Raw genomic sequence first — 23,970 nt, 5'->3', positions numbered from 1 at the left:
ACAAAAATTTTAAGTTAAATTATTGATTTAAAATGATTTTATAAACAATAACACCAACAATAATCATTCTTTATCCAATGCTGGATGGGGAAGCGAAATTAGGGGGGATTAACGCAGGCGTAGCGCATTGACGACAACGATCAAGGAGCTGATAGACATACCAATTGCTGCCATCCATGGCGCGATCAATCCGATGGCCGCAAATGGCAGCGCAACCGCGTTATATACCAGGGCCCAGGCAAAATTCTGCCGGATTACGCTGACAGTAAAACGGCTGGTGTGAATGGCATGGTCGATTTCCAGCAGATTCTCATTCAAAAGCACAATGTCGCCAGAAGCCCTGGCCATTTGAGTGCCGTTGCCCATGGCAATCGAAACCTGGGCTCCTGCCAGCACTGGCGCATCATTAATGCCATCACCCACCATGACGACGATGTCTCCCTGTTGCTGCATTTGACGCAGAGCCTGCAGTTTTCCATCAGGTGAAAGTCCAGCCTGCCAGTCATGAATGCCCGCCCCTTCAGCAAAACTCTGCACTGCAGGCATGGTGTCCCCACTCAGGATAGTCACCTGGATATTGCGTGCTGCCAGGTTGCTCACCAACTCCGGGATACCGGGACGCGCTGCATCCGTCAGCATGAAAGCAGCCAGCACCTGGTGCGCATCACTTAACCACACCATAGTTCCCCCTGCGGACAATTCGCCTGGCATTTGACACTGTGCATAGCCCGCTACCGTCGGATTAAGGTTGGCACTACCAATGAAATAACGCGTCCCATCAACCTCACCACTAATGCCCTTCCCCGGGGTATTCACCACAGCACTTACGGCCAACAATGTTTGCCCCGACAGCGCTGTAGTAAAACTTCTGGCCAATGGGTGCTCTGAAGCCTGTTCCAGGCTGGCTGCTATCAACAGGGCTTGTTCAATGGATAATCCAGCGGAAACCACTGTTTGAGTAATGACCGGATGTCCAACGGTCAACGTACCGGTCTTATCAAGGACTACTCGGGTAACCCGTGCCAGGCTTTCCAGCGCATGGCCTCGCGTAAGCAGCACGCCACGCCTGACCAAATGGGAGCCCGCCGCCGCAAAAGCGGCCGGCGCTGCGAGAGATAATGCACATGGACAGCTGACCACCAACACAGCCAAGATAATTTCAAAGCAGCGCTCAGGGGCAATTACCCACCAGGCAAGCCCAATGACGGCCACGGCAACCAACAACACAGAGGTAAAGTACACTGCCACGTGATCAGCAACCCTCGCAAGCCTGGGTTTTTCAGCCTGTGCCCTATCCAACAGACGCGCGATTCCGGCAATCACGGTTTGCTCTCCTACACCTGATACCTTGATCACCAGCGGACTCTCGTAATTAATGCTGCCAGCATAGACATGGCTGCCTGCAATCTTTGCAACGGGCCGGCTTTCGCCAGTGAGCAGCGACTCATCCGCACTGCTTTCGCCATCAATGACCAGGCCATCAGCCGCGATGGTTTCCCCCGGTTTGACAAATAGATGGTCTCCCATATTGATTTCAAGCAAGGTCACTAGCTGGGGTTGCTGATCCGCATTGAGCCGGGTGGCCATCAGCGGGATTAGCTTATGCAGGTTTTCTGCTGCCTCTATCGACTTTTCACGTGCATTCCGCTCAAGATAGCGCGTGGCAAGCAGGAAAAAGATCAACATGGTCAAGGTATCAAAATATACAATGCCCTCACCCTGCACAGTGACCCAGACGCTGCCGATAAAGCCCGTCAATAATCCGAGGACAATCGGTACATCCATGCCTATACGCAGATTAACGAGACCGCGCCAGGCTGCTTGGTAAAAAGGCCAGGCAGAATAAACCATGGCAGGCAAGGTCATCACAAGACTGAACCAGCGCAGCAATTGCTCCGTAGCCGGTTCCAGTCCCTGGGCCGGCCCTGCATAAAATGCCACTGCCACCATCATGACCTGGGCTGCCGATAGCCCGGCAACCGCAAGGCGACGAAAATCGAGGCGCCGCTGCTGTTCGCGCACGGCCTCCTGCTGTTGTGCACTGAATGGATGGGCGTGATAGCCCAGCTTGCGAATTTCAGCCAGTATCTGGCTCAACTTGATCTGAGCATCATCCCAGCTGACGCGCGCCCTGTGAGATGAATAATTGATGATCACTGTCCGAACGCCGGCAAGTTGCTGCAAGTGGCGTTCATTGAGCCAAATGCAGGCAGCACAGGTAATGCCTTCCAGGATCAGTGAGGCTTCACGCAGGTTGCCCTGTTCGCTGCTGACAAAACTTTTTTGCACTTCGGGATGATCGTACAGCGCCAATTGGCGTAGTTCATCCGGCACCAGCTCTTCCGCGGTCTTAGGTAATTCAGTACGGTGCTGGTAATAGTCTTCCAGCTCGTTAAGCACGATGGATTCGGCTACCGCCTGGCAACCATGGCAACACATCTGGCGACGGTGTCCAAGTATGCTGACATGAAAATCACCCGCTGCCGGAACCGGCAAGCCACAGTGATAACAAACAGGAGAACCAGTGGCCGTCATCGCGGCCTTATTCAGCGCCTATAAACAGCGACTGTTGTTTTCGATAGCGTTTATCGCCTTGCTTAACTAAAACCTCCACGACCCAGCGGCCAGAATCAGGTAAAGTTACCTCACTAATGTACTCACCTCCGCCTTGTTCAATGGCATCGTAGATTTTGTCATCACGGCTGTTGGCCATGCGCCAGAAATTCAGCTGCACATCCGCACCAGTGACAGCCTTGCCGTCATTGTCTTGCAAGACTGCGCCAACCCGTTGTCCACGATCCGGCCTTAGCTCATCCAACCCTTGCAGGCTTAAATGCCATCCCAGCTCCTGCTGCTGTTCTAGTTGTTGCAGATGCGGTTGGTAGCTCTTGTTACGGTCATGTGGCATGACACCGGGAAATCCGGTGTGTACCCGTTGGTTTTCAGGAGTAGGCAGGAATACAGATGCCAAGTTTTGTGGCAGACCCCTGCCGGCAATGGACAACAGCGCTGCGTTGGAAACCACCAGGAAAATGAAAAAGCCTATTATCAACTTGGGCGCCCAGTGCATGGATTGCTTTTTCTGCTGCATGCCGCCAAACACTCCCAACAACCCGGCGTTCGCAAGATAAACCGCGAAATGGATTGCCATCACGTCTCCGCCTGCCCAATGCTGGGTGCTATAAACAATATAGCAAACAAACGGCAGTGCTCCACTCAGTACCGCTGCCCAGAAATTGGACAGCCCGAGGCGGCGGACGATGAAAAACAAGGCAATGGCAAACAACAAGCCACCAAATAAGGTTTCTGCAATGGTTAGTAGTGGGATGGAGCTCAACATGTCATTAATGGCTGTGGAAGTTGGTTTTGACCACAACAGGCTCAGCCTCTGCAATCGTAGGAGTGACGACGAATGAAAACTGCTTGGTCATCTTGGCTTGCTCACTAGTGAGATCCACCTTGGCATTCAGGCTGAGCGTCTTGCCTGCCCGGACACGGATCTCGGGAATATTCCCCAAATCCAGCGATTCCGCAGGAATACCCTGTACTTTGAGGTAATAACGCTGCTCATGTTCGGTTTTATTGATGATATTGACCTGGTAGCGGTTACGTACGCTGCCATCGGACAACATGACAAACAGGGGCTGGCGAACTTGCTGCACATTGGCCTCGGTATCACTACGGGTACCAATGTTATAGAACAGGATGATTGAGGCTATCACCAGCGAGGCTGCATACCCCAGGACCTTGGGACGCTTCCATTCAAGCCTGGGCTTATGAGGCACCGGACTGGCGATGTTCTGCTCGGAATCATAGCGGATCAGCCCGCGCGGAGAACCTACGGAATCCATGATGTTATTGCAGGCATCAATACACAAACCGCAGGAAATGCACTGGTATTGCAGACCGTCACGGATATCAATCCCGGTGGGACAAACCTGCACACAGAAACCGCAATCTATGCAGTCGCCATGGCCCTGAGCCTGGCGCTCTTCACGGGTACGCAAGCCTTTGCCTGGGGCAATACGGCCAGCTGTGCCTTCCCCGCGACGAACATCATAAGCCACCGCCAACGTGTCCGGCTCATACATCACGCCCTGGAAGCGTGCGTAAGGACAGGCAAGTGTACAAATGTGCTCCCTGGACAAACCAGCGGCGACATAGGTGGTAATGGTCAACACCACTACGGTGATATAACCAGCCTCAGCTGCATGCCCGGTAAAGAGATTGTGAACAAAGTCGGGAGCATATGTGAAATAAGCGGCGAACGTGACGCCCGTCCAGAATGACACCAGAATCATCAAAAAATGCGAGCCACCCAATTTAAGGATTTTTTCTGCATTCCAAGGCTGTTTTATCAGCCGCAGCCGGGCTGGGCGCTCGCCCTGTATCAAGCGCTCGATCATGATAAAGAGATCTGTCCATAAGGTCTGGAAGCAGAAATAGCCGCACCAGGCGCGCCCGATCAGGCCTGTAGTGAAAAACAACAAGGCCGCGGCAATAAACAACAGCATTGCAAGCCAGAAGATATCCTGGGGGTAGACCACCAGATTGAAAATAAAAAAACGGCGTGACTCAAGATCAAACATCAAAGCTTGACTTGCAGCATTGCTGCGCTCCCACGGCATCCAGGGCAGCAGGAAGTACACCGAATAGGCAATCACCATGACGGCCGTCTTGAATGTACGGAATTTTCCTTTAACCGAACGGGTAACAATCGGGATTTGCCGATTGAGTAGCGGGGATGGTTTTTTTACAGGACTTGCTGGACTGGTTGCTTCCATAAATCTCGAATCACTACCCTTGTTCAATGTAGCGGTTAGGGCAAAAGTAATAAAGGCCCACGCGACAACGTGAGCCTTTACCGTTCAGCATACTCGTATTACTTTCCGCCGCCCAGACTGTCATGTACGTAGACAGTCAATAACTTGATTTGTTCTGGCTTGAGACGACCACCCCAAGCTGGCATCACGCCCCGGTCAAGACCGCCACTAATGACCTTCTTCACCTCTGCAAGTTTGCTTTCCTGTGTTGCCTTGCCAGGAACATCCGCCCACAACCAGATTTTGTCTGTCAGGTTGGCAGAACCCATCTGCGTATTGCCCTTGGCATTTTCGCCATGGCAATAATAGCAACCAGCATCCTCGCTCTTGAACAACTGTGCACCGGCAGTGGCAAACGCAGCGTCATGCGGCTCGCCAGACAGGCTGAGTACATAGTTGGCAAGTTGAGTAATCTGCTGTTCATTCAGCACTTCCTTGAAGGCAGGCATAAAACCCTTGCGGCCATGATTGATGGTTTGCTGGATTTCATCATAGGTACCGCCAAACTGCCAGTGATCGTCGGTCAGGTTGGGCGAGAAAGCAATCTTGCCCTGACCGCCTGCCTGGTGACATGGCGCGCAATTATCCGAGAAAAGGGTCTTGCCCGCAGAGTTAACAAACTGCATCAGCTCGGCATCCTTGGAAACATCGGCAAAGGACATGGCAGCCACTTTATCAAACCATTGCTTTTGGACACCTTCCATCTCGTTCATTTCGTGCATGAACTTGGAACGCATATTCCAGTGAGTGGTTTTCTCCACTTCCTTGCCATCAACCGTAGTGGCTTTATAGGTAATGGTATGCAAGCCGGGAATACCCTTGGTGAACTTATCACCAATTGGCCACGCCGGATAGAACAACCAATAAACGACAGTAAAGATAAACGTAATGTAAAACCCCCAGATCCACCAGGTGGGAAGCGGGTTGGTGTATTCCTCAATACCATCCCAGTTATGCCCTGTGGTCTTTGGTGTTGTTGTAGTCGCAGCCTTATCCTGACTCATGATGCTTCTTCCTAACTAAATTTCGTCGTCTTGTAGCGGGATGTTTTTATGACTTTCCAGTCTCTCGCCACGCTTCTTGCTTCCGAAGACATAGAACAGAATGCCGCAGAAAACGATGAAGAAAATCGCCAAAGACAAAGGCTTGGTATTTTCAAATCGAGTAAACCAGAGCAACCATTCCATGGTGTAACCTCTTAACGGAATTTGACGAAATAATCGTCATCATATTTCTTGAAATCAACCATGGTGCCCAGCACTTGCAAGTAGGCAACCAACGCATCCAGCTCGGTAATATTGCTTGGATCGGTATCGTAGTTGCCCAGCTTGGCCTGTGCCACCAGGTTCTTCTCCGCATCAGGAATATGCAGCGTCTTGGCCACATCTTCACCGAAATCCTTCACATTGCGCTCATATTCAGCCTGGCTGTTTGAATATGGAACACCCGTCGTACGTAACGCCTTCAGGCGTAGCTCAATATCGGAGTAGTCCAGATTGGTTTTGGCCAGCCATGGATAATTAGGCATGACAGATTGCGGCACCAGTGAGCGTGGGGCAATCAAATGCTGGGTATGCCAGTCGTTCGAATACTTGCCGCCGACGCGCGCCAGATCCGGGCCTGTACGCTTGGAACCCCACTGGAACGGATGGTCGTACTTAGACTCCGCAGCCAATGAGTAATGGCCGTAACGCAATGCTTCATCGCGGAACGGGCGGATCATTTGTGAATGGCATAGATAGCAGCCCTCACGGGTATAGATATCACGGCCGCGCTGCTCCAGAGGTGTATAAGGGCGGACGCCTTCCACCTTCTCAATCGTTTCCTTGATGAAGAACAGCGGGATGATCTCGACCATGCCCCCGGCACTGATTGCCAGCATTGTGAATACCAGCAGGATGCCGAGGTTGCGCTCAATTTTGTCATGCTTCATGAATAACTCCAGTACCTTGTCTCTTTACAATCAAGCGCCTATCAGGCCGTAGCCACGTTCAGGCCAGCATGAGCCTCTGTGCTGCCCTGACGGATGGTCCTATACATGTTGTAGCACATGATGATCATGCCGGTCAGGAAAAACGCCCCGCCCAGTGCACGCATGACATAAAACGGATGTGCTACAGCAACAGACTCGACAAAAGAGTACTGCAAGTTACCGAAGTCATCGAAAGCACGCCACATCAAACCCTGCATAATGCCGGAAATCCACATCGCAACGATATATAGCAGCACGCCAATTGTAGCAAGCCAGAAATGCACATTGATCAGGCGCAAGCTATACATTTGAGTATTCCAGATACGTGGCACCATGTGATACATGCTGCCAAAGGTAATCATGGCAACCCAGCCCAATGCGCCCGAATGTACGTGACCTACAGTCCAGTCAGTATAGTGCGACAGTGCATTCACATCCTTCAGCGACATCATGGGCCCTTCAAAGGTTGACATACCATAGAAGGAAAGCGCCACGATAAGGAAGCGGATAACAGGATCAGTACGCAACTTGTCCCAGGCGCCTGACAGGGTCATGATGCCGTTGATCATGCCGCCCCAGGAAGGCAGCAAGAGCATGATGGAGAAAGTGGCCGCCAGTGTACCTGTCCAGTCTGGCAACGCAGTCCAGTGCAAGTGATGCGCACCAGCCCACATGTAAAGGAAGATGATTGCCCAGAAGTGCAGGATGGACAGGCGATAGGAGTAGACCGGACGGCCGGCTTGCTTGGGAACAAAGTAGTACATCATCCCAAGGAAAGCAGCGGTCAGGAAGAAACCAACCGCATTATGGCCATACCACCACTGCGTCATCGCATCCTGGGTACCGGAGAACAAGCTGTAGGACTCAAGCGAGAACAGCTTTACCGGCACTTGCAGGTTGTTGAAAATGTGAAGCAGCGCAGTGGCCAGGATAAAGGCAAGATAGAACCAGTTGGCCACATAAATGTGCGGTTGCTTACGCTTCATCAGAGTGCCAACGTAGATTGCCAGATAGCTTACCCATACCACAAGGATCAGCAAGTCTACAGGCCATACCATTTCAGCATACTCACGGGCCTGGGTATAGCCGAACATGTAGCCCAGCGCAGATAGCGCTACTGCCGCCTGCCAGCCCCAGAACGTGAAGTTGGCAAGCCGCTCACCGCCGAACAGGCGGGCTTGACAGGTACGCTGCACCACGTAATAAGAGGTAGCAAACAACGCGCTGCCACCAAAACCAAAAATCACACCACTAGTATGTACTGGGCGCAAACGACCGAAAGTAATGTACGCACTATCAAAATTCAGGAATGGGAAGGCAAGCTCCGAGGCGATATAAACGCCCACGAACATACCAATCGCACCCCAGACCAACGTCATGATGGCGAACTTGCGGACAATATCGTAATTATATTGCTCACTAGTACCAACACCAGCAGTAGTCACGCTTGCCGTTGCCATTACTGTCTCCTCACACAAAATCCATACTGGAAAAATCCCAAAATTATATTCCGTATCCAATCCCTTGGACAAGAAAAACCCTAAAAAAATTGGGTAATATCATGCGCCAGTTGCTCGGGCGATTGATCATGTTTCAGATATGCTCTGATTTTCCCATTCCGGTCAAACAGATACACACCCGCACTATGATCCACCGTGTATGCACCACCATCTTCAGAAACCTGTTTTACATACACCACCCGATACTGGCTGGCTGCACTTTTAAGCTGGGCCTCCGTTCCGTACAATCCGATAAAACTTGGATAAAACGAAGGTACATACTGCGCCAGCACATGCTGCGTATCCCGCTCAGGATCCACTGTCACAAACAACACCTGCACCTGGCCGGCCTTATCCCCCAGCAACTTCATGGCATCGGCCATCGCCAACATGGTGGTGGGGCATACATCGGGACAATGGGTATACCCAAAAAACACCGCCACCAGCCTACCCCGAAAGTCTTCCAGATGCCGCACCTTGCCAGTGTGGTCCGTCAACTCAAATGCACCAGATATATCGGCCCCTGTGACATCAGCCCCATATAACTGCACCTCCTGCCGGCCCTGCCCACAGCCAAACACCAACAAGGACAGAAAAACAACCATCCATCTACGCACGCTAAACCTCTTTGCCAAATCGCCCAGGCAGCCATTATCAGCCACCTGAGCAACTTAGCCAAACCCTGAGGCTTGTTACAAATAAACTACATTTTAGAAACGCTTACCAAAACCAAAACCAACCACCCATGGATTGATATCCAGGCTATCAATCTTGGGACCGTTCTTGAGCTTGATATCAGTATCAATCCAGAGATATTTGATATCCGCATTGATCAACCAGCCATCAGGCAGGTTGTAGTCAAATCCGGCCTGCAATGCAGGGCCCCAGCTATTACGTTCAACACGGATATCCTGATTCAACTGGTCAGAATGCAGACCGTTATCCATGAAGCGGGTGTAATTGACACCTGCCCCTACATACGGGTCAAAAGCCTGGTCGGGGCGGAAATGCCACTGGGCAGTCAGTGTGGGAGGCAACAAATTGACTGATCCCAGGTCTTCGCTCGCCACACCATTGGCGCCCTTGATGCCAACGTTATGACGGGTACCTAGTGCCAGCACCAGCTCCAAGGCTATATTCTTGGTGACATAATAGGAAATATCGAGCTCAGGAATCACCTTGTCGCTCACCTCAAGCTTGGATCCCGCGCCCGCACCAAGCAAGCTATTGGTATAGTCACCCAGCTTGCTATCTTCGTTAGGACTGACATTCACCGCCCGGGCACGCACCACCCAATCTCCTGCCTCGGCCATCACCAACCCTGATGACATCAGGCCACAAATCAACAACGCCGTACTTTTAATTTTCATCATACTCTCACCTCGACAATTAACCACAAAAACTTTATGGATTTAATTCTACCCCTATTAACCATAATTTAAAAGTGGTTAATGTCCTACTACGGCAGTCAACTATTAGCATGCGTACTAAACCTGTCTTCCGATAAACTTCAGCAATAGAATGCTGCTATCCAGCCAACATTACTAAAGAAAAAATTTATCGATCTTGCTTCCTATATTTGCCTGTCCTGCTATCCAAGTACAAGGCCTTGCGTTTACAATTAGACCTTTAGCTTGCATAGGTATGGAGAAACAAGATGTCGATGGCCGACCGCGATGGTCTGATTTGGTATGATGGGAAAATGGTACCTTGGCGCGAAGCAACCACCCATGTTCTCACCCACACGCTACACTATGGTATGGGTGTATTTGAAGGCGTACGCGCTTACAAGACTGACAAGGGCACGGCCATTTTCCGCCTCAAGGAGCATACGGACCGTTTGTTCCGCTCTGCCCATATTCTGGGCATGAAAATGCCTTTTGACAAAGCCACCCTCATTGAAGCGCAAAAGGCTGCTGTACGCGAGAACAATCTTGAATCTGCCTACATGCGCCCGATGGCATTCTACGGCGCAGAGGCGATGGGTATTTCTGCAAAAACCCTATCCACCCACGTGATTGTGGCTGCCTGGACCTGGGGCGCATACATGGGCGATGCTGCTATCCAGAATGGTATCCGCGTCAAGACTTCCTCCTTCGCACGCCATCACGTCAATATTACGATGTGCAAGGCAAAGGCCAACGGCAACTACATGAACTCCATTCTGGCCCATCAAGAAGCCGCCCATGACGGTTACGACGAAGCATTGCTATTGGATGTTGACGGGTTTGTCGCTGAAGGTTCCGGCGAAAACATATTCATCGTGCGTAATGGCAAGCTCTACACGCCAGACCTCACCAGTGCGCTTGAAGGGATCACCCGCGATACCATTGTGCAGTTAGCGGAAGAAATTGGCCTGCAGGTAATTGAAAAGCGTATTACCCGCGATGAAGTCTACTCTGCTGATGAGGCATTTTTCACGGGAACTGCCGCTGAAGTCACACCGATTCGCGAACTGGATAACCGCGCAATTGGCAATGGCAAACGCGGCCCCATCACTGAAAAACTTCAAACCCTGTACTTTGATGTAGTCAAAGGCAAGTCCGCCAAACATCAGGACTGGCTGACCCTGGTTTAACCCACCCCCCATCAGGAAGACTGGACAAATGTCTGATACCCGCGAAATAGAAGTAACTGCAAAAGACCTGCCACTGCACTGTCCGACAAAGGAAGTGGCATTATGGAGCTCCCATCCGCGCGTCTTCCTGGATATTGGGGAAACAGGACAGATCAGTTGCCCTTACTGTGGAACCAAGTATCGGCTGAAAGCTGGGGAAGTCATTCATTCTCACTAAAATGCCATGCAGCTCAAAATAATAAAGCGGAACTTGTTCCGCTTTATTATTTGCTCTCAATATTCGAAAAGCATCCTTCAGACATTTCCTGAAACCTCCTGTGCAAAGAACTTCCACTTGCAGCCAGGTTCTGTCCACAAAGATGCAATTACACGCTCTGCCTTGAGAGCATCAGCCTCATTACTATAAAAAGTAATATCTCCATCAGCATCACGCCGACTCAATAACCCATGCTCACCCAACCGCTTTTTCAATTGCCTCGCCACGGCTGCACCGGTTTCAATAAGCGCAATGTCGTTGCCCACAATCTCCCGGATAGCTGAGGACAGAAACGGGTAATGCGTGCATCCCAATACTATTGTATCAACGCCTTGAATCAACAACGGATCCAGATACTGTTTGAGCAAGCCATGTACTGATTCACCGCTCAGTTCCCCACGCTCCACGCACTCAACCAACCCATGTCCAGCCTGAGTAATGACCTGGATATGCTGCCCGTAGCTTTCCAGCAAAGCAGCAAACTGCGCACTTTTCAACGTACCGCTGGTTGCCAGCACGCCAACCACCCCGGTTTTTGTTGCCTGTGCCGCTGGTTTGACTGCAGGCTCCATCCCGACAATAGGAATGTGATAGCGTTGCCGCAGCAATTCCACTGCGGCGGCAGTGGCTGTATTACATGCCACTACCAGGGTTTTGATTCCATGATGTCTGATCAGGAAATCCGCAATATAAAAACTGCGCTCAGCAATCGTCTCAGGCGACTTGGTACCATATGGCGCAAAATGAGAGTCAGCATAATAGACCAGGTTTTCCGCAGGCAGGGCGCTGCAGATATGTCGCAATACGGAAATACCGCCCACACCGGAGTCAAAGATACCTATTGCTGAATTTGATGTGCTCACGGAATGCATGGCCTGAATGATTTTGAAAGCTGGGGAAGTTTAGCCGATGCGCTCATGCCGTGCCACTATCCGCTTCAGCTACAATATATCCATACAGTCAGGAAACATCATATGGGCAACCGTCTAAGCAAAATTTACACAAGAACAGGTGATGATGGCACCACCGGCCTTGGCGATGGCAGCCGCGTGGAAAAAGACAGCCTGCGCGTGGAGGCCATGGGTACCGTAGATGAGCTTAATGCCGTGCTGGGAATACTGTTGACAGAGCCCCTACCTCTCCATATCAGCAATATGCTGACGCTAATACAACATGACCTGTTCGATCTTGGCGGGGAGCTTTCCATCCCGGGCCACAACATGCTACAGGCTATTAGAATAGAAGAACTGGAGCGGTTGCTGGATGCATTGAATGCCGACCTGGCGCCATTGAAAGAATTTATCCTGCCCGGAGGCACACGGGCCGCAGCTTATTGCCATCTGGGCCGCACAGTATGTCGACGCGCAGAACGCATATTGACAGCCCTGAACCGTGAACAGAATATTGGACCGGCCGCCTTGCCTTACATCAACCGACTATCTGATCTGCTCTTTGTTGTATCACGCAGTCTGAACTTGGCTGCCGGGCGCAACGACGTGTTGTGGAATCATCAGAAATGAACAAAAAGAAACAGTAAAATGTTTATATTCCAACACCTAATATAGATATAAAGAATAAATATTTTTAATTATTAAAATTCATTGTTAAAGTGCCGTCATTCTTTTTGCAATATCTAGCGGACACTTGGCATGCAAGCATCGACACATTTTTTATCGCCTTTAATTCCCGCATTACAGAATCTAATATCTCATCCGTTGTATATGCTGTACGGAAAATGCCATGGCAGCAGTGTATACACCATTCACTGAATACCTACTGTCAGCACCAGCGGTCATCTATAGCAGTTAATCAGACAAAGGCAGTCTTACCGGTCATCCGGAAGCGCCATAACAAAACCAGGGAGAATTTATTTTGTTCAACAAATCAGGAATCATTCAGTTGTTGATTGCCGGCGGCATCGCACTATCCAGCAGTCTTGCTTATGCTGAAGATGCAGTAGCCACAACACTGAGCGCCGAAGAAGCGGATCAACAAGAACGTATCAAGGCACGCAAAGCTGAACTGGCTGCTGAAGCGGCAAAAGCCAAGAAGGCCGAGAGAGGCTATTACGTTGCTCCACGTGCCTACGGCACCACACGTGAATCGGAACCCCCAAAATTCACCAAGCCAATCAATCAGACCTGGCTGAAAGAATATACCGATATTGACTGGCTGGATGTGGGGGCTGACTATCGCTTCCGTTATGAAAACCGCGAAAATGATTTCCGCCGTGGCATCAATGTGACAGATGAGCCGTTCCTGCTACGTTCGCGTATCTATGTCGCCGTACGCAACAAGTTCGACCCGTTACGTTTCACCTTTGAAGCCGAAGATGCACGCCGTAACCACAGTGCTTTTGCACGTGATAACCGCGATGTCGACCTGGCTGAACCTATCCAGGCCTATGCAGAGTTGTTCTTCAAGGACGCGCTGGGCAAGGATGATCTCGATAACGATCGCCCTGTCAGCATCAAAGCCGGCCGCATGGCATTTGAGCAACTAGATAGGCGTTTGATTGCCCGTAATGAGTGGCGCAATACAACCAATACCTTCCAAGGCGTTCGTGCCACCTTTGGCCAACACAAGAATGACTGGGAATTGGATTTATTCGCCCTGCAACCCATTGTGCGCTTTCCAGAACAATTGAATCAGCGTGATAAGGCGCAATGGTTCTACGGTGCAATCTTTGATTGGCGCAAATGGTCGGATGTCATTACGCTTTCCCCATCTTACTTCTATCTTAAGCAAGATGGCGACGAGGTGAAATACAACGCATCCGGTGCCAGAGTCACCAATGTTAATGACTTCAGAGACCGTGAAATTCATACCGCAGGCCTGCGTGGTTATGGGGTAGTTGGCAAAACCGGGTTTGACTATGATGTCAGTTACTATCGCCAATGGGGTGAAGAAGACAGGACTCCCACTGCCAAGCGTGACTATAGAGCTTACTCCTATATCACTGAGATCGGATATACAGCTGACCATGCCTGGAAACCACGATTCAGTGCAAACTACGGTGTTGCAAGCGGTGACAAAAGCTCCAGCACAGGCACCAATGAACGCTTTGACCGTCTTTTCGGCTTTGCGCGCCCATGGTCAAGCAATGATTACATCCAGATGGAAAACATCAATGCAACCAAGATTCGTGCCGAGTTCAGTCCGTTTACTGGCGTCAATGTTGATACCGGCTATAGCTGGTACAAACTGGATAGCGCCACCGACCGCTGGGGTGCAGGTAACAACCTGGTCAACACTAATGGCAATAAGGACAGAGATCTTGGTGAGGAATGGGATATCCGCGTGCGTTTTCCATTGCACAAGCAAGTAGCTGCCAATGTGGGTTATGCATACTTCAAAGGTGGTGACTTTGTGAAAAACAACACTGGAGACCGCAAAGACACATCCAACTTCTTTTACGTAGAGCTGACTGTCAGCGCTTTCTAACCTACCTCGCAAGCCACATTCTATATCTCTTAAATTTAACCGGGACTCATTATTGAATCCCGGTTTTTTTATTGCCTATACCTGCATTCTTTATTCTTTTATAGAATAAAAATATAAAAACAAATTATTTTTAACTATTTAAAGATGTTGCTAGAGTAACAGCATCGCATTTAATTAATAGGCCTGAACATGTCGCAAGAAACTCAATCCAGAGCAAGCAATGAAGTACTGCAAGAAATCATACGCTCAATTGATCTCCTGCGATTCGGCTCCATCGAAATCACCGTGCACGATGGCCGAGTTACCCAAATTGAGCGCAGGGAAAAAGTACGCTTCAACAATGACATTCAAAAACAAAAGGCAGCCAACAATACGGTTGCCGCATAAACAGTAGCATTCATTAGCACACCCATACAAAAGGAATTTGCATGAAAACGTTTTTCCCAGGTCTTTCCGGCTTGATCGCAATTGCAGCACTGACGAGCCCTATCGGGGCAGCAGCAGCCGATATCACCCTGTTAAATGTCTCTTACGATCCCACGCGCGAACTCTATCAAGAATACAACACCGCTTTTTCCAAATACTGGCAGGCCAAGACTGGTGACAAAGTCACCATCAAGGCCTCGCACGGCGGCTCGGGCAAACAGGCACGCTCTGTGATAGATGGGCTGCAGGCAGATGTGGTCACCCTGGCACTGGCTTACGATGTGGATGCGCTTTATGAAAAAGGCAAACTGATCAACAAGGACTGGATCAAACGCCTGCCGGATAACAGCTCTCCTTATACATCTACTATCGTTTTCCTGGTTCGCAAGGGCAACCCCAAGCAGATCAAGGACTGGGATGACTTGGCCAAGCCTGGCGTCGGAGTCATTACTCCCAACCCGAAAACTTCTGGCGGCGCACGCTGGAATTACCTGGCCGCCTGGGCTTATGGTCAAAAGAAGTTCAATAATGACGAGGCAAAGACCCGCGAGTTTATTGGCAAAATCCTCAAAAACGTCCCAGTACTGGATTCTGGCGCTCGGGGATCCACCACCACCTTTGTAGAACGCGGCATCGGTGATGTATTGCTGGCATGGGAAAACGAAGCCTTCCTGGCTCAAAAAGAGCTGGGTCCAGACAAGTTTGAAATTGTTGCCCCTTCGCTTTCCATCCTGGCCGAGCCATCAGTATCCGTAGTTGACAAGGTGGCAGATAAACGTGGCACCCGCAAGGTAGCAGAAGCCTATCTGGAACACCTGTATAGCGAAGAAGGCCAGGAAATTGCCGCGAAGAACTACTATCGCCCGCGCCTGGCATCAGTCGCCAAGAAGTATGAAAAGAGTTTCCCCAAACTGTCCCTGGTAACAATAGATGGTGCTTTCGGCGGCTGGCAGAAAGCCCAGAAAACCCACTTCTCTGATGGCGGCACTTTCGACCAGGTTTATCAGCAATAGCATTTCAACTTCCAATTAACGGGCAGCGCCGGGCAAAATCTGGCGCCGCCGACAAATAAAGGAGACTCATACAATGAGTACTGCATTAATTGTAGGTGGCGACCAGATTGACGGCATCAAACAGGAGCTGTCCAATTTTGGTATCACACATATCAATCACTGGTCAGGTCGCAAAGTGGGCGATGGCAAGAAAGTCATCCCTCAAGACACCGACCTGATTATCTTGATCACGGACTGGATCAGCCACACGTTTACTCATAAGATCAAGCAGAATGCGGCCAAGCGTGGAGTCAAGATCGTATATACCCCCAATGGCCCGGCGGCATTGCGTACAAGATTACAGAAACTGGATCCAGATTACGTTGTCGAGACTGAATGTAGAGAAGATCACTCGAGTTTTTCCCTGCATTAGGAAGAGTTACAAGCATAAACCTGGTTTTATTCAGCATCCGGCATATAGATAGTACGCAAAAGGAGAGTCATCATGGCAATACACGCAATCAACGTTCGCAATCAGTTCCGCGGCAGAATCAAGGAAATTGTCGTCGGCCCGGTCGTCTCCGAAGTTGATGTTGAAACGCCTGTAGGTATTGTCACTTCGGTGATCACCACACGTTCGATCAATGAACTTAACCTGCAAGTTGGTACCGAGGTATTGGCCCTGATCAAGGCCACTGAAGTCTCCATCGCCAAAGTCTAAGGTAATCCACTTGGCAGCACGGTTGTTAGCCAAACACATGAAATGACTAATAAAAAAGCCGGGATACATCCCGGCCTTTTCTTTTAGGCGTTGAGCTGCTTAAGTCGGTATTACTGCAAACCACTCACGCCTTTAGCAGAGGCAAGCTTGAGCAAGGTATTCTGCAACACATCGATTTCAGCATAAGTGTTGTAGAACGCCAGCGATGGCCTGACCGTTGTTTCCACACCGAACCGGCGCAGAATCGGCTGTGCACAATGATGGCCAGAACGTACGGCAATCCCTTCCTGATTCAAGGCAGCGCCCACCTCCTCGCTCTTGTACCCATGCAGGTTAAACGACAACACGCTGGCTTTTTCCTTGGCAGTGCCAATCAAACGCAATCCTGGCACCTTGTTCAATGCAGCTGTTGCATAGACCAGCAGTTCATGCTCGTAACGGGCAATATTGTCTATCCCCAAACGCTCCACATACTCCAGCGCAGCTCCCATACCCACGGCATCGGCAATATTGCCGGTACCAGCTTCGAACTTGGCTGGTGCTCCATGATAAACCGTCTTTTCAAAGGTAACATCCTGGATCATGTTGCCACCACCTTGCCAGACCGGCATGTCATTGAGCACCTCTGGCTTGCCGTACAGCGCCCCTATGCCAGTGGGACCAAACACCTTGTGACCAGAAAACACGAAGAAATCGCAATCCAGCAACTGGACATCAGTACGCATATGGGACACAGACTGAGCACCATCCAGCAACACCTTGGCGCCAATACTATGGGCCATCTGTATCATTTGCTGTGCAGGAGTGACAGTGCCCAGGGCATTGGACACCTGGGTGAAGGACACCAGCTTGGTACGAGACGTCAGCAGCTTTTGGTATTCGTCCAGCAATACCTGACCACTGTCATCCACCGGCACCACTTTAAGCTTGGCGCCTGTTTCCTGGCATAACTGCTGCCACGGCACGATATTGGCATGATGCTCCAGATTGGTGACAATCACTTCATCACCCTCGCCCAGATGCTTCTTGCCCCAGGTCTTGGCAATCAGATTGATCGCTTCAGTGGTACCGCGCACAAACACGATGTTCTCAGCCGATGGCGCATTGATGAAACGACGAACAGTTTCACGTGCACCTTCATAGGCATCAGTGGCACGCGCGGCCAGCTCATGCGCTGCACGATGGATATTGGAGTTCTCGTGTTGATAGAAATAGGCCAGACGGTCTATGACCACCTGTGGCTTTTGCGTGGTAGCGGCATTGTCCAGCCAGATCAGAGGCCTGCCATTGACCAGTTCACGCAGGATAGGAAAATCCTTGCGTACCAGGTTGGCATCAAACGGCGGATGAGTGGAAGCTGAAGACTGCGGCACGCCTGGACGGTCACCCAGGAAGTAGTATTGCGAAGACCTGCTGCCAGCAACGCTGGTAGCAGACTTATCAGCTCCGCCACCCGCACTGGATGGAGATACCAGGAAACTTTGCAGGTCAACTTGATAAGGGATATCCATCCCACCCAGCAAACCACTGATATCCAGTACACCCAGGATGTTGCCGTCCAATGGGACTGTGGATGCTCCAGGGACGGGCCCAACCGCCTCAACACGCTCCTGGCTGAACTCAGGTGGCAAGCTGGATGGAGACACGCCCAAACCCGGGGAACTGACTGGCACTGTTTCCGCACCGGGAACCACATTGGTAGCCGCTGGCAATCCTGCCGGCACAGCAGAAACAGCTGCTGGAGCAGCCGGTACTGGCGCACCTATGGTTGGACTACCAGCCGCATAGGGGGCTGCCGAATCGGTCAATGACGCAGTCGACGGCAGGCCCTGCGCATGCGGAAAACCTTCTGCATATAGTTCATTGGCAATCCGGGTCAGCTCATCTATATCCAGATGACCACCTGCCTGTGCCTCGCGCCCCACAGCCAAACCAGCAGCCATTCTCGGATGCTCGCCCGGCAAGGAAGCCAATATGGCCTCAGGCTCGAAGGAGGACAAATCGTTGAAGTTACTTGTAGTCATAGTAGTTGCCTACGTCTACATTCTCCAGCACGGCAATCGCATCTTCGGTCAATACCGCCAGCGAGCAATAAAGTGAAACCAGGTAGGAAGCAATCGCCTTATGGTTGATACCCATGAAACGCACAGAAAGCCCCATGCTCTGCTGGCCTGGCAGGTTGGGCTGATACAGCCCAACTACGCCCTGGCGGCTCTCACCGGTGCGCAGCAACAGGATATTGGTCTTGCCCTTGGTCACGCGCAGCTTGTCGCACGGAACCAGTGGGATGCCGCGCCAGGTAATGAATTGGGACCCGAACATGCTGACAGTCGGCGGTGGTACGCCACGACGTGTACATTCACGACCAAATGCGGCAATCGCTTGAGGATGGGCAAGGAAGAAAGCTGGCTCTTTCCAGACCCGGGAAATCAGCTCATCAAAATCATCTGGAGTAGGCGAGCCTGTACGTGACTTGACCTTCTGGCCAGCCGCCACATTGTGTAGCAGGCCATACTCCTTGTTATTGATCAGCTCACTTTCTTGGCGCTCTTTCACAGTTTCAATGGTCAAGCGCAGCTGTTCACGAATCTGGTTATGCGGGCTGCTGTAAAGATCGGAAATACGGGTATGCACATCCACCACGGTATTTACCGCATTCAGTACATATTCCCGCCCCCACTCTTCATAATCGACAAAGGTCGCTGGCAACTCGCGCTCATCCTTGTTGGAGCAATCTACCTCTACATTGTGGTTGTCTTTCACCTTGTTGACTCGGTAGATACCGGCCTCTACCGGCACCCATTGCAGCAGGTGTACCAGCCAACGCGGGGTGATAGCACCCAGCATGGGGACCGTTTTGGTGGCATTGGCCAGCGTGCGGGCTGCAACATCCCCTAATGCAGTATGGGCCTGATGAATATCTGACATGAAGCTCTCTCCTTTAATTAATTACCAGTTTCAAAGAGGCGGCATATAAAAAACCGCCGGTTTAGTTAATACTCAGGTTGCAGCATCGGGATGACGGCCTGATGGCAAAGCCTCCTTCATCTGAGCCTGCGTAATATTGCTATTGGGTGGAATACTGTAGGTAAGCCAAACATTACCGCCGATCACTGAACCCCTGCCTATCGTGATGCGTCCGAGAATAGTCGCTCCCGCATAAATGACGACATCATCCTCAACAATCGGATGACGCTCATTCCCCTTGACCAGTGCACCATCAGCATCGACTGGAAAACGTTTGGCTCCCAGTGTCACTGCCTGGTAAAGACGCACATGCCGGCCAATAATGCTGGTTTCTCCGATGACAACACCGGTACCATGATCAATGAAAAATCCTTCGGCAATCTGCGCCCCCGGATGTATATCAATACCTGTCGAGGAGTGTGCAATTTCGGTAATCATGCGTGCAATCAGCGGCATACCCAGTTGATGTAGCACATGGGCAATCCGGTAATGAATAATGGCGTTAATGCCCGGATAGCACACCAGCACTTCATCCACACTCCTGGCGGCAGGATCACCCTCATATGCAGCCCGGATATCAGTATCCAGCAGCTTCCGGACTGCGGGCAGACGGCTGGCAAAATCTCGCACCAACACTATCGCCTGCTCACGTGATTCCTCAAACGTCGTTGCAATTTCTGCGGAAAAATTCAACTCCAGGGCAACCTGCGTTACCAGCTCACGCAAGGCCACATCCAGTGTGTGTCCAACAAAATAGTCCAACCCTTCTTCGCGCAAATCTGGCAAACCAAGGCGATTAGGAAACAGGGCCGCACCTAGCCCATCCACCACTTCAGCCAGGACTTTCCGGGCCGGCAGCTTGGGAGGCCTATTCAGGCGGTTCCTGTGCTCAAGAGATGCCTGCCGTACCGCACGTAGATCGCTGACAATCTGGCTGATTCCCAGCTCGTCAGAAAACAATGGCTGATCTTTCTTAGTATCTTGACTCATACACTTGCATCCAGGATGGGGGCGTAAAACAAAAAAAGCCAGCAAGCCTCTACTAGGCAAACTGGCTTCCGGTTTTCCGGTCAGCTAAACACTAACAATAAATAAACAGTCATTATCATGCAAAGGGCTTGGCTTTTTGTGAAGTAACAAGACCATCGGACTGCTAACTGCTAATAATACTTGGATTTTTTTCATGAACGCTGCAGCAAGCCTATCAATAATGAAAGATTATCACATATTCTCATTAATTATATACATATAATATAAAAATATATAGAGCTACGCACCTAAATAACAGAAACAACCACTTATATTCAACTATATTCTTTTACATTATTTTTTAAATTGCATATAGTGCATGAAAGTTCTGTTATATCCATCACCATTGAGACCCCCATGTTAAAAAGAATATTGGCCATCAGTCTGCTGGCGGCTTCATCGCTAGTTCATGCAGACAGCTCCCTGCTTAACGTTTCCTATGATGTTACACGCGAGTTTTACAAGGACTTCAATCCGGCATTTGCCAAATACTGGAAACAAAAAACAGGTGAATCCGTCACCATTAACCAATCTCACGGCGGCTCTAGCAAACAGGCTCGTGCAGTAGTCGATGGCTTGCAGGCCGATATCATCTCCATGAACCAAAGCAATGATATTGATATTCTCGCCGAACGCGGCAAACTGATTCCTGCCGACTGGCAAAAGCGCCTGCCCAATGAAAGCGCGCCTACGACATCCACGACCGTCTTTCTAGTACGCAAAGGCAACCCCAAGCAAATCAAGGACTGGGCAGACTTGGTCAAACCCGGCATTAATGTCGTGGTACCAAATCCCAAGACTTCAGGCAATGGGCGGTACAGTTATCTGGCAGCATGGGGAGCCGTACTCAAAAAGGGTGGCGACGAGGCCAAGGCCCGTGACTTTGTGACGCGTTTGTTCAAGAACGTACCGGTATTGGATACCGGTGGTCGAGGCGCCACCACCACGTTTGTTCAGCGTGGGATCGGGGACGTGCTGCTTACCTTTGAAAATGAGGTTTTCCTGATCAAGAAGGAACTGGGCAATGATCAATTTGATGTGGTCTACCCTTCCACCAGCATCCTGGCCGAAAACCCGATTTCCCTGGTGGACAAGGTCGTCGACAAACGCAAGACCCGCCAAGTGGCACAAGCCTATCTTGAATTTCATTACTCCGAAGAAGGCCAAGAGATTGCCGCACAGCATTATCTGCGTCCACGCTCAACAGCCGTGCTGACCAATCATAAGGCTGACTTCAAACCCTTGGAGCTGTTTACTGTGGATGAAGTGTTTGGCGGCTGGCAAAAGGCGCAGAAAACGCATTTTGCCGATGGTGGGGTATTTGATCAGATCTACTCGAACAAGTAATGTGGGGAAACGCCATGCCTAAAATACATGCCAAGCAAAACTCACCACAAGAACCCAAGATTTCCTCCACCCATATAGAGCAACTGAAAACTCAGTTAAGGGAATCGCTTTATCTGGATCTGGATGAATACGGACTGGAAGAACAGCAGTCTGGTGAATTCAACAGTACCTTTCTTGGCATACAGCTGAATAGCGCTTTCCAGCCTATTTACGACAGTGAGGCAGGTGATCTCCACGGGCACGAAGCATTTTTACGCCCTTCACTTGGAGGCTTGCAGTCGATTAGCCCTGAGTTCGCATTCAGCTTTGCTGATCAAGTAGGGAAGCTGGTGAAGTTTGATCGCGTTGCCCGCACCCTGCATGTACTGAACTTCCGCCAGATTTATGCCGAGAACGGCCTGCTGTTCCTCAACGTACATCCCAACCTACTCATCAGTGTCAATGCCCACGGCAAGGTGTTTGAACGCATATTGCACTCCAACTCGGTGCCAACCGATAGAGTGGTAATCGAACTCCAGGAAAGTTTTGTGGAACATGAAAACCAGCTTGCTGAAGCCATAGAAAACTACCGGGAACGCGGCTACCGCATTGCAATTGACAACTTCGGTAACAAGCATTCACATCTTGAACGCTTGTGGAAATTGTCACCTGAGTTCGTCAAGTTCGACACCGGCTTGATCAAGGAAGCCGAGCGCAATCCAAGGTTACGCAAGATTCTGCCTAGCCTGATCCAGCTGGCACGGGACATTGGGGCTCAACCAGTGATTACTGGCATAGAGTCTCAGGCGGGCCTGGATATTGCAATCGCCTCTGGCAGCACCTTGCTGCAGGGCTATTTCCTGGGCCGGCCAGTCACTGCCAGAGAGTTGCAACCCACTGATGCCATCAAGCCAACATTGCAGCTGAGAAAACGCGCCGTCGCCTAAACTGCATCTGCCAACAGCCAAAAACCGCCAATGAAATAACAGGTGGCTATATCATTATAAAAACTTATTATTTTTTATAAGACAGGCCGTCTGTTACATTGGCACCCGCTGAGCGTGCTCGCTGCATATACTGGATTGATTGAACAACATGGCAAAACATAAACAGAAGAACGTATTACCAGGATTCAATCTATCCCTGGGTTACACCCTGCTCTATCTCAGCCTGATCGTGCTGATTCCATTATCCGCTGCTTTTTTCAAAACCACTGAGCTGACCTTTGCAGAGTTCTGGCACACTGTCACCACTCCGCGCGTGGTTGCTTCCTACAAGCTCACGTTTGGTGCTTCATTGTTCGCGGCCATCATCAATGCCATCTTTGGCTTGCTCACTGCATGGGTACTTACTCGCTATACCTTTCCCGGCAAGAAACTGGTAGATGCATTGGTTGACTTGCCATTTGCATTGCCTACCGCCGTCGCCGGCATTGCACTGACAGCAGTGTATGCCACCAACGGCTGGCTGGGCAGCATCCTGGAACCGCATGGCATCAAGGTAGCATTCACGCCCCTGGGCGTTGTCGTAGCGCTCACCTTCATCGGGCTACCTTTCGTCGTCCGCACCGTGCAGCCAGTCTTGGAAGACCTGGAAGCTGAAACTGAAGAAGCTGCTGCCAGCCTGGGCGCAAACCGCTGGCAGACATTCAGGAGGGTTATCCTCCCCGCCTTATGGCCGGCGTTGCTCACAGGCTTTGCACTGGCATTTGCTCGCGCCGTCGGAGAATATGGCTCGGTCATCTTCATTGCGGGCAACATGCCCATGGTCTCTGAAATCACGCCGCTGATCATCATCACCAAGCTGGAGCAATACGACTATACCGGTGCTACGGCAGTTGCCGTGGTCATGTTGGTCATCTCATTCCTGCTGTTGTTCGCCATTAATGGCCTGCAATGGTGGAGCAGCCGCCGCAACAGTGCATCGAGATAGGAATA

Annotated in this window: 24 protein-coding genes; 11 read left to right on the top strand and 13 right to left on the bottom strand. The window is 50.7% G+C overall.

Going from position 1 to position 23,970, the window contains the following annotated elements; translation table 11 throughout:
• Positions 1-108: 108 nt before the first annotated feature.
• From LG200_RS01670 to LG200_RS01630, 9 genes are all read right to left on the bottom strand, one after another.
• Positions 109-2,535, bottom strand: a complete 2,427-nt coding sequence (locus tag LG200_RS01670; RefSeq protein WP_226755867.1) for a heavy metal translocating P-type ATPase — start codon at positions 2,533-2,535, stop codon at positions 109-111.
• Between the two features lie 7 nt (positions 2,536-2,542).
• Positions 2,543-3,340 (bottom strand): FixH family protein, encoded by a 798-nt coding sequence (locus tag LG200_RS01665; protein ID WP_226755866.1) that lies wholly within the window; start codon positions 3,338-3,340, stop codon positions 2,543-2,545.
• Between the two features lie 4 nt (positions 3,341-3,344).
• Positions 3,345-4,784, bottom strand: a complete 1,440-nt coding sequence (ccoG, locus tag LG200_RS01660) for a cytochrome c oxidase accessory protein CcoG (RefSeq protein ID WP_226755865.1) — start codon at positions 4,782-4,784, stop codon at positions 3,345-3,347.
• Between the two features lie 98 nt (positions 4,785-4,882).
• The gene (gene ccoP / locus LG200_RS01655) at positions 4,883-5,827 is read right to left on the bottom strand and encodes a cytochrome-c oxidase, cbb3-type subunit III (protein ID WP_226755864.1); all 945 of its coding nucleotides are present in this window, start codon (positions 5,825-5,827) and stop codon (positions 4,883-4,885) included.
• A gap of 15 nt (positions 5,828-5,842) precedes the next feature.
• The gene (locus tag LG200_RS01650; protein WP_226755863.1) at positions 5,843-6,010 is read right to left on the bottom strand and encodes a cbb3-type cytochrome c oxidase subunit 3; all 168 of its coding nucleotides are present in this window, start codon (positions 6,008-6,010) and stop codon (positions 5,843-5,845) included.
• Positions 6,011-6,021: 11 nt separating this feature from the next.
• Positions 6,022-6,756: a cytochrome-c oxidase, cbb3-type subunit II gene (gene ccoO / locus LG200_RS01645; RefSeq protein ID WP_226755862.1), complete on the bottom strand. Its 735-nt coding sequence runs from the start codon at positions 6,754-6,756 to the stop codon at positions 6,022-6,024.
• 41 nt (positions 6,757-6,797) lie between these two features.
• Positions 6,798-8,255 carry a cytochrome-c oxidase, cbb3-type subunit I gene (ccoN, locus tag LG200_RS01640; protein ID WP_226755861.1) on the bottom strand — a complete coding sequence of 486 codons (1,458 nt, stop codon included), beginning with the start codon at positions 8,253-8,255 and terminating at the stop codon, positions 6,798-6,800.
• 80 nt (positions 8,256-8,335) lie between these two features.
• On the bottom strand, positions 8,336-8,911 hold the full coding sequence (locus tag LG200_RS01635) for an SCO family protein (RefSeq protein ID WP_226755860.1): 576 nt from the start codon (positions 8,909-8,911) through the stop codon (positions 8,336-8,338).
• 93 nt (positions 8,912-9,004) lie between these two features.
• A complete protein-coding gene (locus tag LG200_RS01630; protein ID WP_226757270.1) occupies positions 9,005-9,664 on the bottom strand; it encodes an OmpW/AlkL family protein in 660 nt (219 codons plus the stop codon).
• Between the two features lie 287 nt (positions 9,665-9,951).
• Between LG200_RS01630 and LG200_RS01625 the strand changes: the two genes are divergently transcribed.
• Both LG200_RS01625 and LG200_RS01620 read left to right on the top strand, forming a co-directional pair.
• Positions 9,952-10,872 carry a branched-chain amino acid transaminase gene (locus LG200_RS01625; protein WP_226755859.1) on the top strand — a complete coding sequence of 307 codons (921 nt, stop codon included), beginning with the start codon at positions 9,952-9,954 and terminating at the stop codon, positions 10,870-10,872.
• A gap of 28 nt (positions 10,873-10,900) precedes the next feature.
• Positions 10,901-11,089: a zinc-finger domain-containing protein gene (locus LG200_RS01620; RefSeq protein ID WP_226755858.1), complete on the top strand. Its 189-nt coding sequence runs from the start codon at positions 10,901-10,903 to the stop codon at positions 11,087-11,089.
• 77 nt (positions 11,090-11,166) lie between these two features.
• Here the strand turns inward: LG200_RS01620 and murI are convergent, their stop codons facing one another.
• On the bottom strand, positions 11,167-12,000 hold the full coding sequence (gene murI / locus LG200_RS01615; RefSeq protein WP_226755857.1) for a glutamate racemase: 834 nt from the start codon (positions 11,998-12,000) through the stop codon (positions 11,167-11,169).
• A 102-nt stretch (positions 12,001-12,102) separates the two neighbouring features.
• Here murI and LG200_RS01610 point away from each other — a divergent pair, with 102 nt between their 5' ends.
• The 6 genes from LG200_RS01610 to LG200_RS01585 all read left to right on the top strand — a co-directional run bounded on the left by LG200_RS01610 (position 12,103) and on the right by LG200_RS01585 (position 16,711).
• Positions 12,103-12,648 (top strand): cob(I)yrinic acid a,c-diamide adenosyltransferase, encoded by a 546-nt coding sequence (locus LG200_RS01610; RefSeq protein WP_226755856.1) that lies wholly within the window; start codon positions 12,103-12,105, stop codon positions 12,646-12,648.
• A gap of 352 nt (positions 12,649-13,000) precedes the next feature.
• Positions 13,001-14,572: an alginate export family protein gene (locus tag LG200_RS01605; RefSeq protein WP_226755855.1), complete on the top strand. Its 1,572-nt coding sequence runs from the start codon at positions 13,001-13,003 to the stop codon at positions 14,570-14,572.
• 189 nt (positions 14,573-14,761) lie between these two features.
• A complete protein-coding gene (locus LG200_RS01600; RefSeq protein WP_226755854.1) occupies positions 14,762-14,959 on the top strand; it encodes a YezD family protein in 198 nt (65 codons plus the stop codon).
• A gap of 41 nt (positions 14,960-15,000) precedes the next feature.
• On the top strand, positions 15,001-16,011 hold the full coding sequence (locus tag LG200_RS01595; protein ID WP_226755853.1) for a sulfate ABC transporter substrate-binding protein: 1,011 nt from the start codon (positions 15,001-15,003) through the stop codon (positions 16,009-16,011).
• A 73-nt stretch (positions 16,012-16,084) separates the two neighbouring features.
• Positions 16,085-16,423, top strand: a complete 339-nt coding sequence (locus LG200_RS01590) for a DUF2325 domain-containing protein (protein ID WP_226755852.1) — start codon at positions 16,085-16,087, stop codon at positions 16,421-16,423.
• Between the two features lie 72 nt (positions 16,424-16,495).
• Complete coding sequence (locus tag LG200_RS01585; protein ID WP_226755851.1) at positions 16,496-16,711, top strand: TOBE domain-containing protein; 216 nt, start codon at positions 16,496-16,498, stop codon at positions 16,709-16,711.
• A gap of 110 nt (positions 16,712-16,821) precedes the next feature.
• On the opposite strand, the gene LG200_RS01580 is transcribed toward LG200_RS01585, so the two are convergent.
• From LG200_RS01580 to epsC, 3 genes are all read right to left on the bottom strand, one after another.
• The gene (locus tag LG200_RS01580; protein ID WP_226755850.1) at positions 16,822-18,735 is read right to left on the bottom strand and encodes a family 2A encapsulin nanocompartment cargo protein cysteine desulfurase; all 1,914 of its coding nucleotides are present in this window, start codon (positions 18,733-18,735) and stop codon (positions 16,822-16,824) included.
• Positions 18,722-19,639 carry a family 2A encapsulin nanocompartment shell protein gene (locus LG200_RS01575; RefSeq protein WP_226755849.1) on the bottom strand — a complete coding sequence of 306 codons (918 nt, stop codon included), beginning with the start codon at positions 19,637-19,639 and terminating at the stop codon, positions 18,722-18,724. Before LG200_RS01575 ends, LG200_RS01580 begins: the two co-directional genes overlap by 14 nt.
• Before the next feature lie 72 nt (positions 19,640-19,711).
• Positions 19,712-20,668, bottom strand: coding sequence for a serine O-acetyltransferase EpsC (gene epsC / locus LG200_RS01570; RefSeq protein WP_226755848.1), 957 nt, complete (start codon positions 20,666-20,668; stop codon positions 19,712-19,714).
• Between the two features lie 396 nt (positions 20,669-21,064).
• Here epsC and LG200_RS01565 point away from each other — a divergent pair, with 396 nt between their 5' ends.
• The 3 genes from LG200_RS01565 to cysT all read left to right on the top strand — a co-directional run bounded on the left by LG200_RS01565 (position 21,065) and on the right by cysT (position 23,965).
• Complete coding sequence (locus LG200_RS01565; protein WP_226755847.1) at positions 21,065-22,054, top strand: sulfate ABC transporter substrate-binding protein; 990 nt, start codon at positions 21,065-21,067, stop codon at positions 22,052-22,054.
• Between the two features lie 14 nt (positions 22,055-22,068).
• Positions 22,069-22,980 carry an EAL domain-containing protein gene (locus tag LG200_RS01560; protein ID WP_226755846.1) on the top strand — a complete coding sequence of 304 codons (912 nt, stop codon included), beginning with the start codon at positions 22,069-22,071 and terminating at the stop codon, positions 22,978-22,980.
• A 148-nt stretch (positions 22,981-23,128) separates the two neighbouring features.
• A complete protein-coding gene (gene cysT, locus LG200_RS01555) occupies positions 23,129-23,965 on the top strand; it encodes a sulfate ABC transporter permease subunit CysT (RefSeq protein ID WP_226755845.1) in 837 nt (278 codons plus the stop codon).
• The last annotated feature ends 5 nt before the right edge of the window (positions 23,966-23,970 follow it).

The organism is Methylobacillus caricis (assembly GCF_020532705.1).
Classification (GTDB): domain Bacteria; phylum Pseudomonadota; class Gammaproteobacteria; order Burkholderiales; family Methylophilaceae; genus Methylobacillus; species Methylobacillus caricis.
This window is presented reverse-complemented; position numbering and strand designations above follow the sequence as displayed.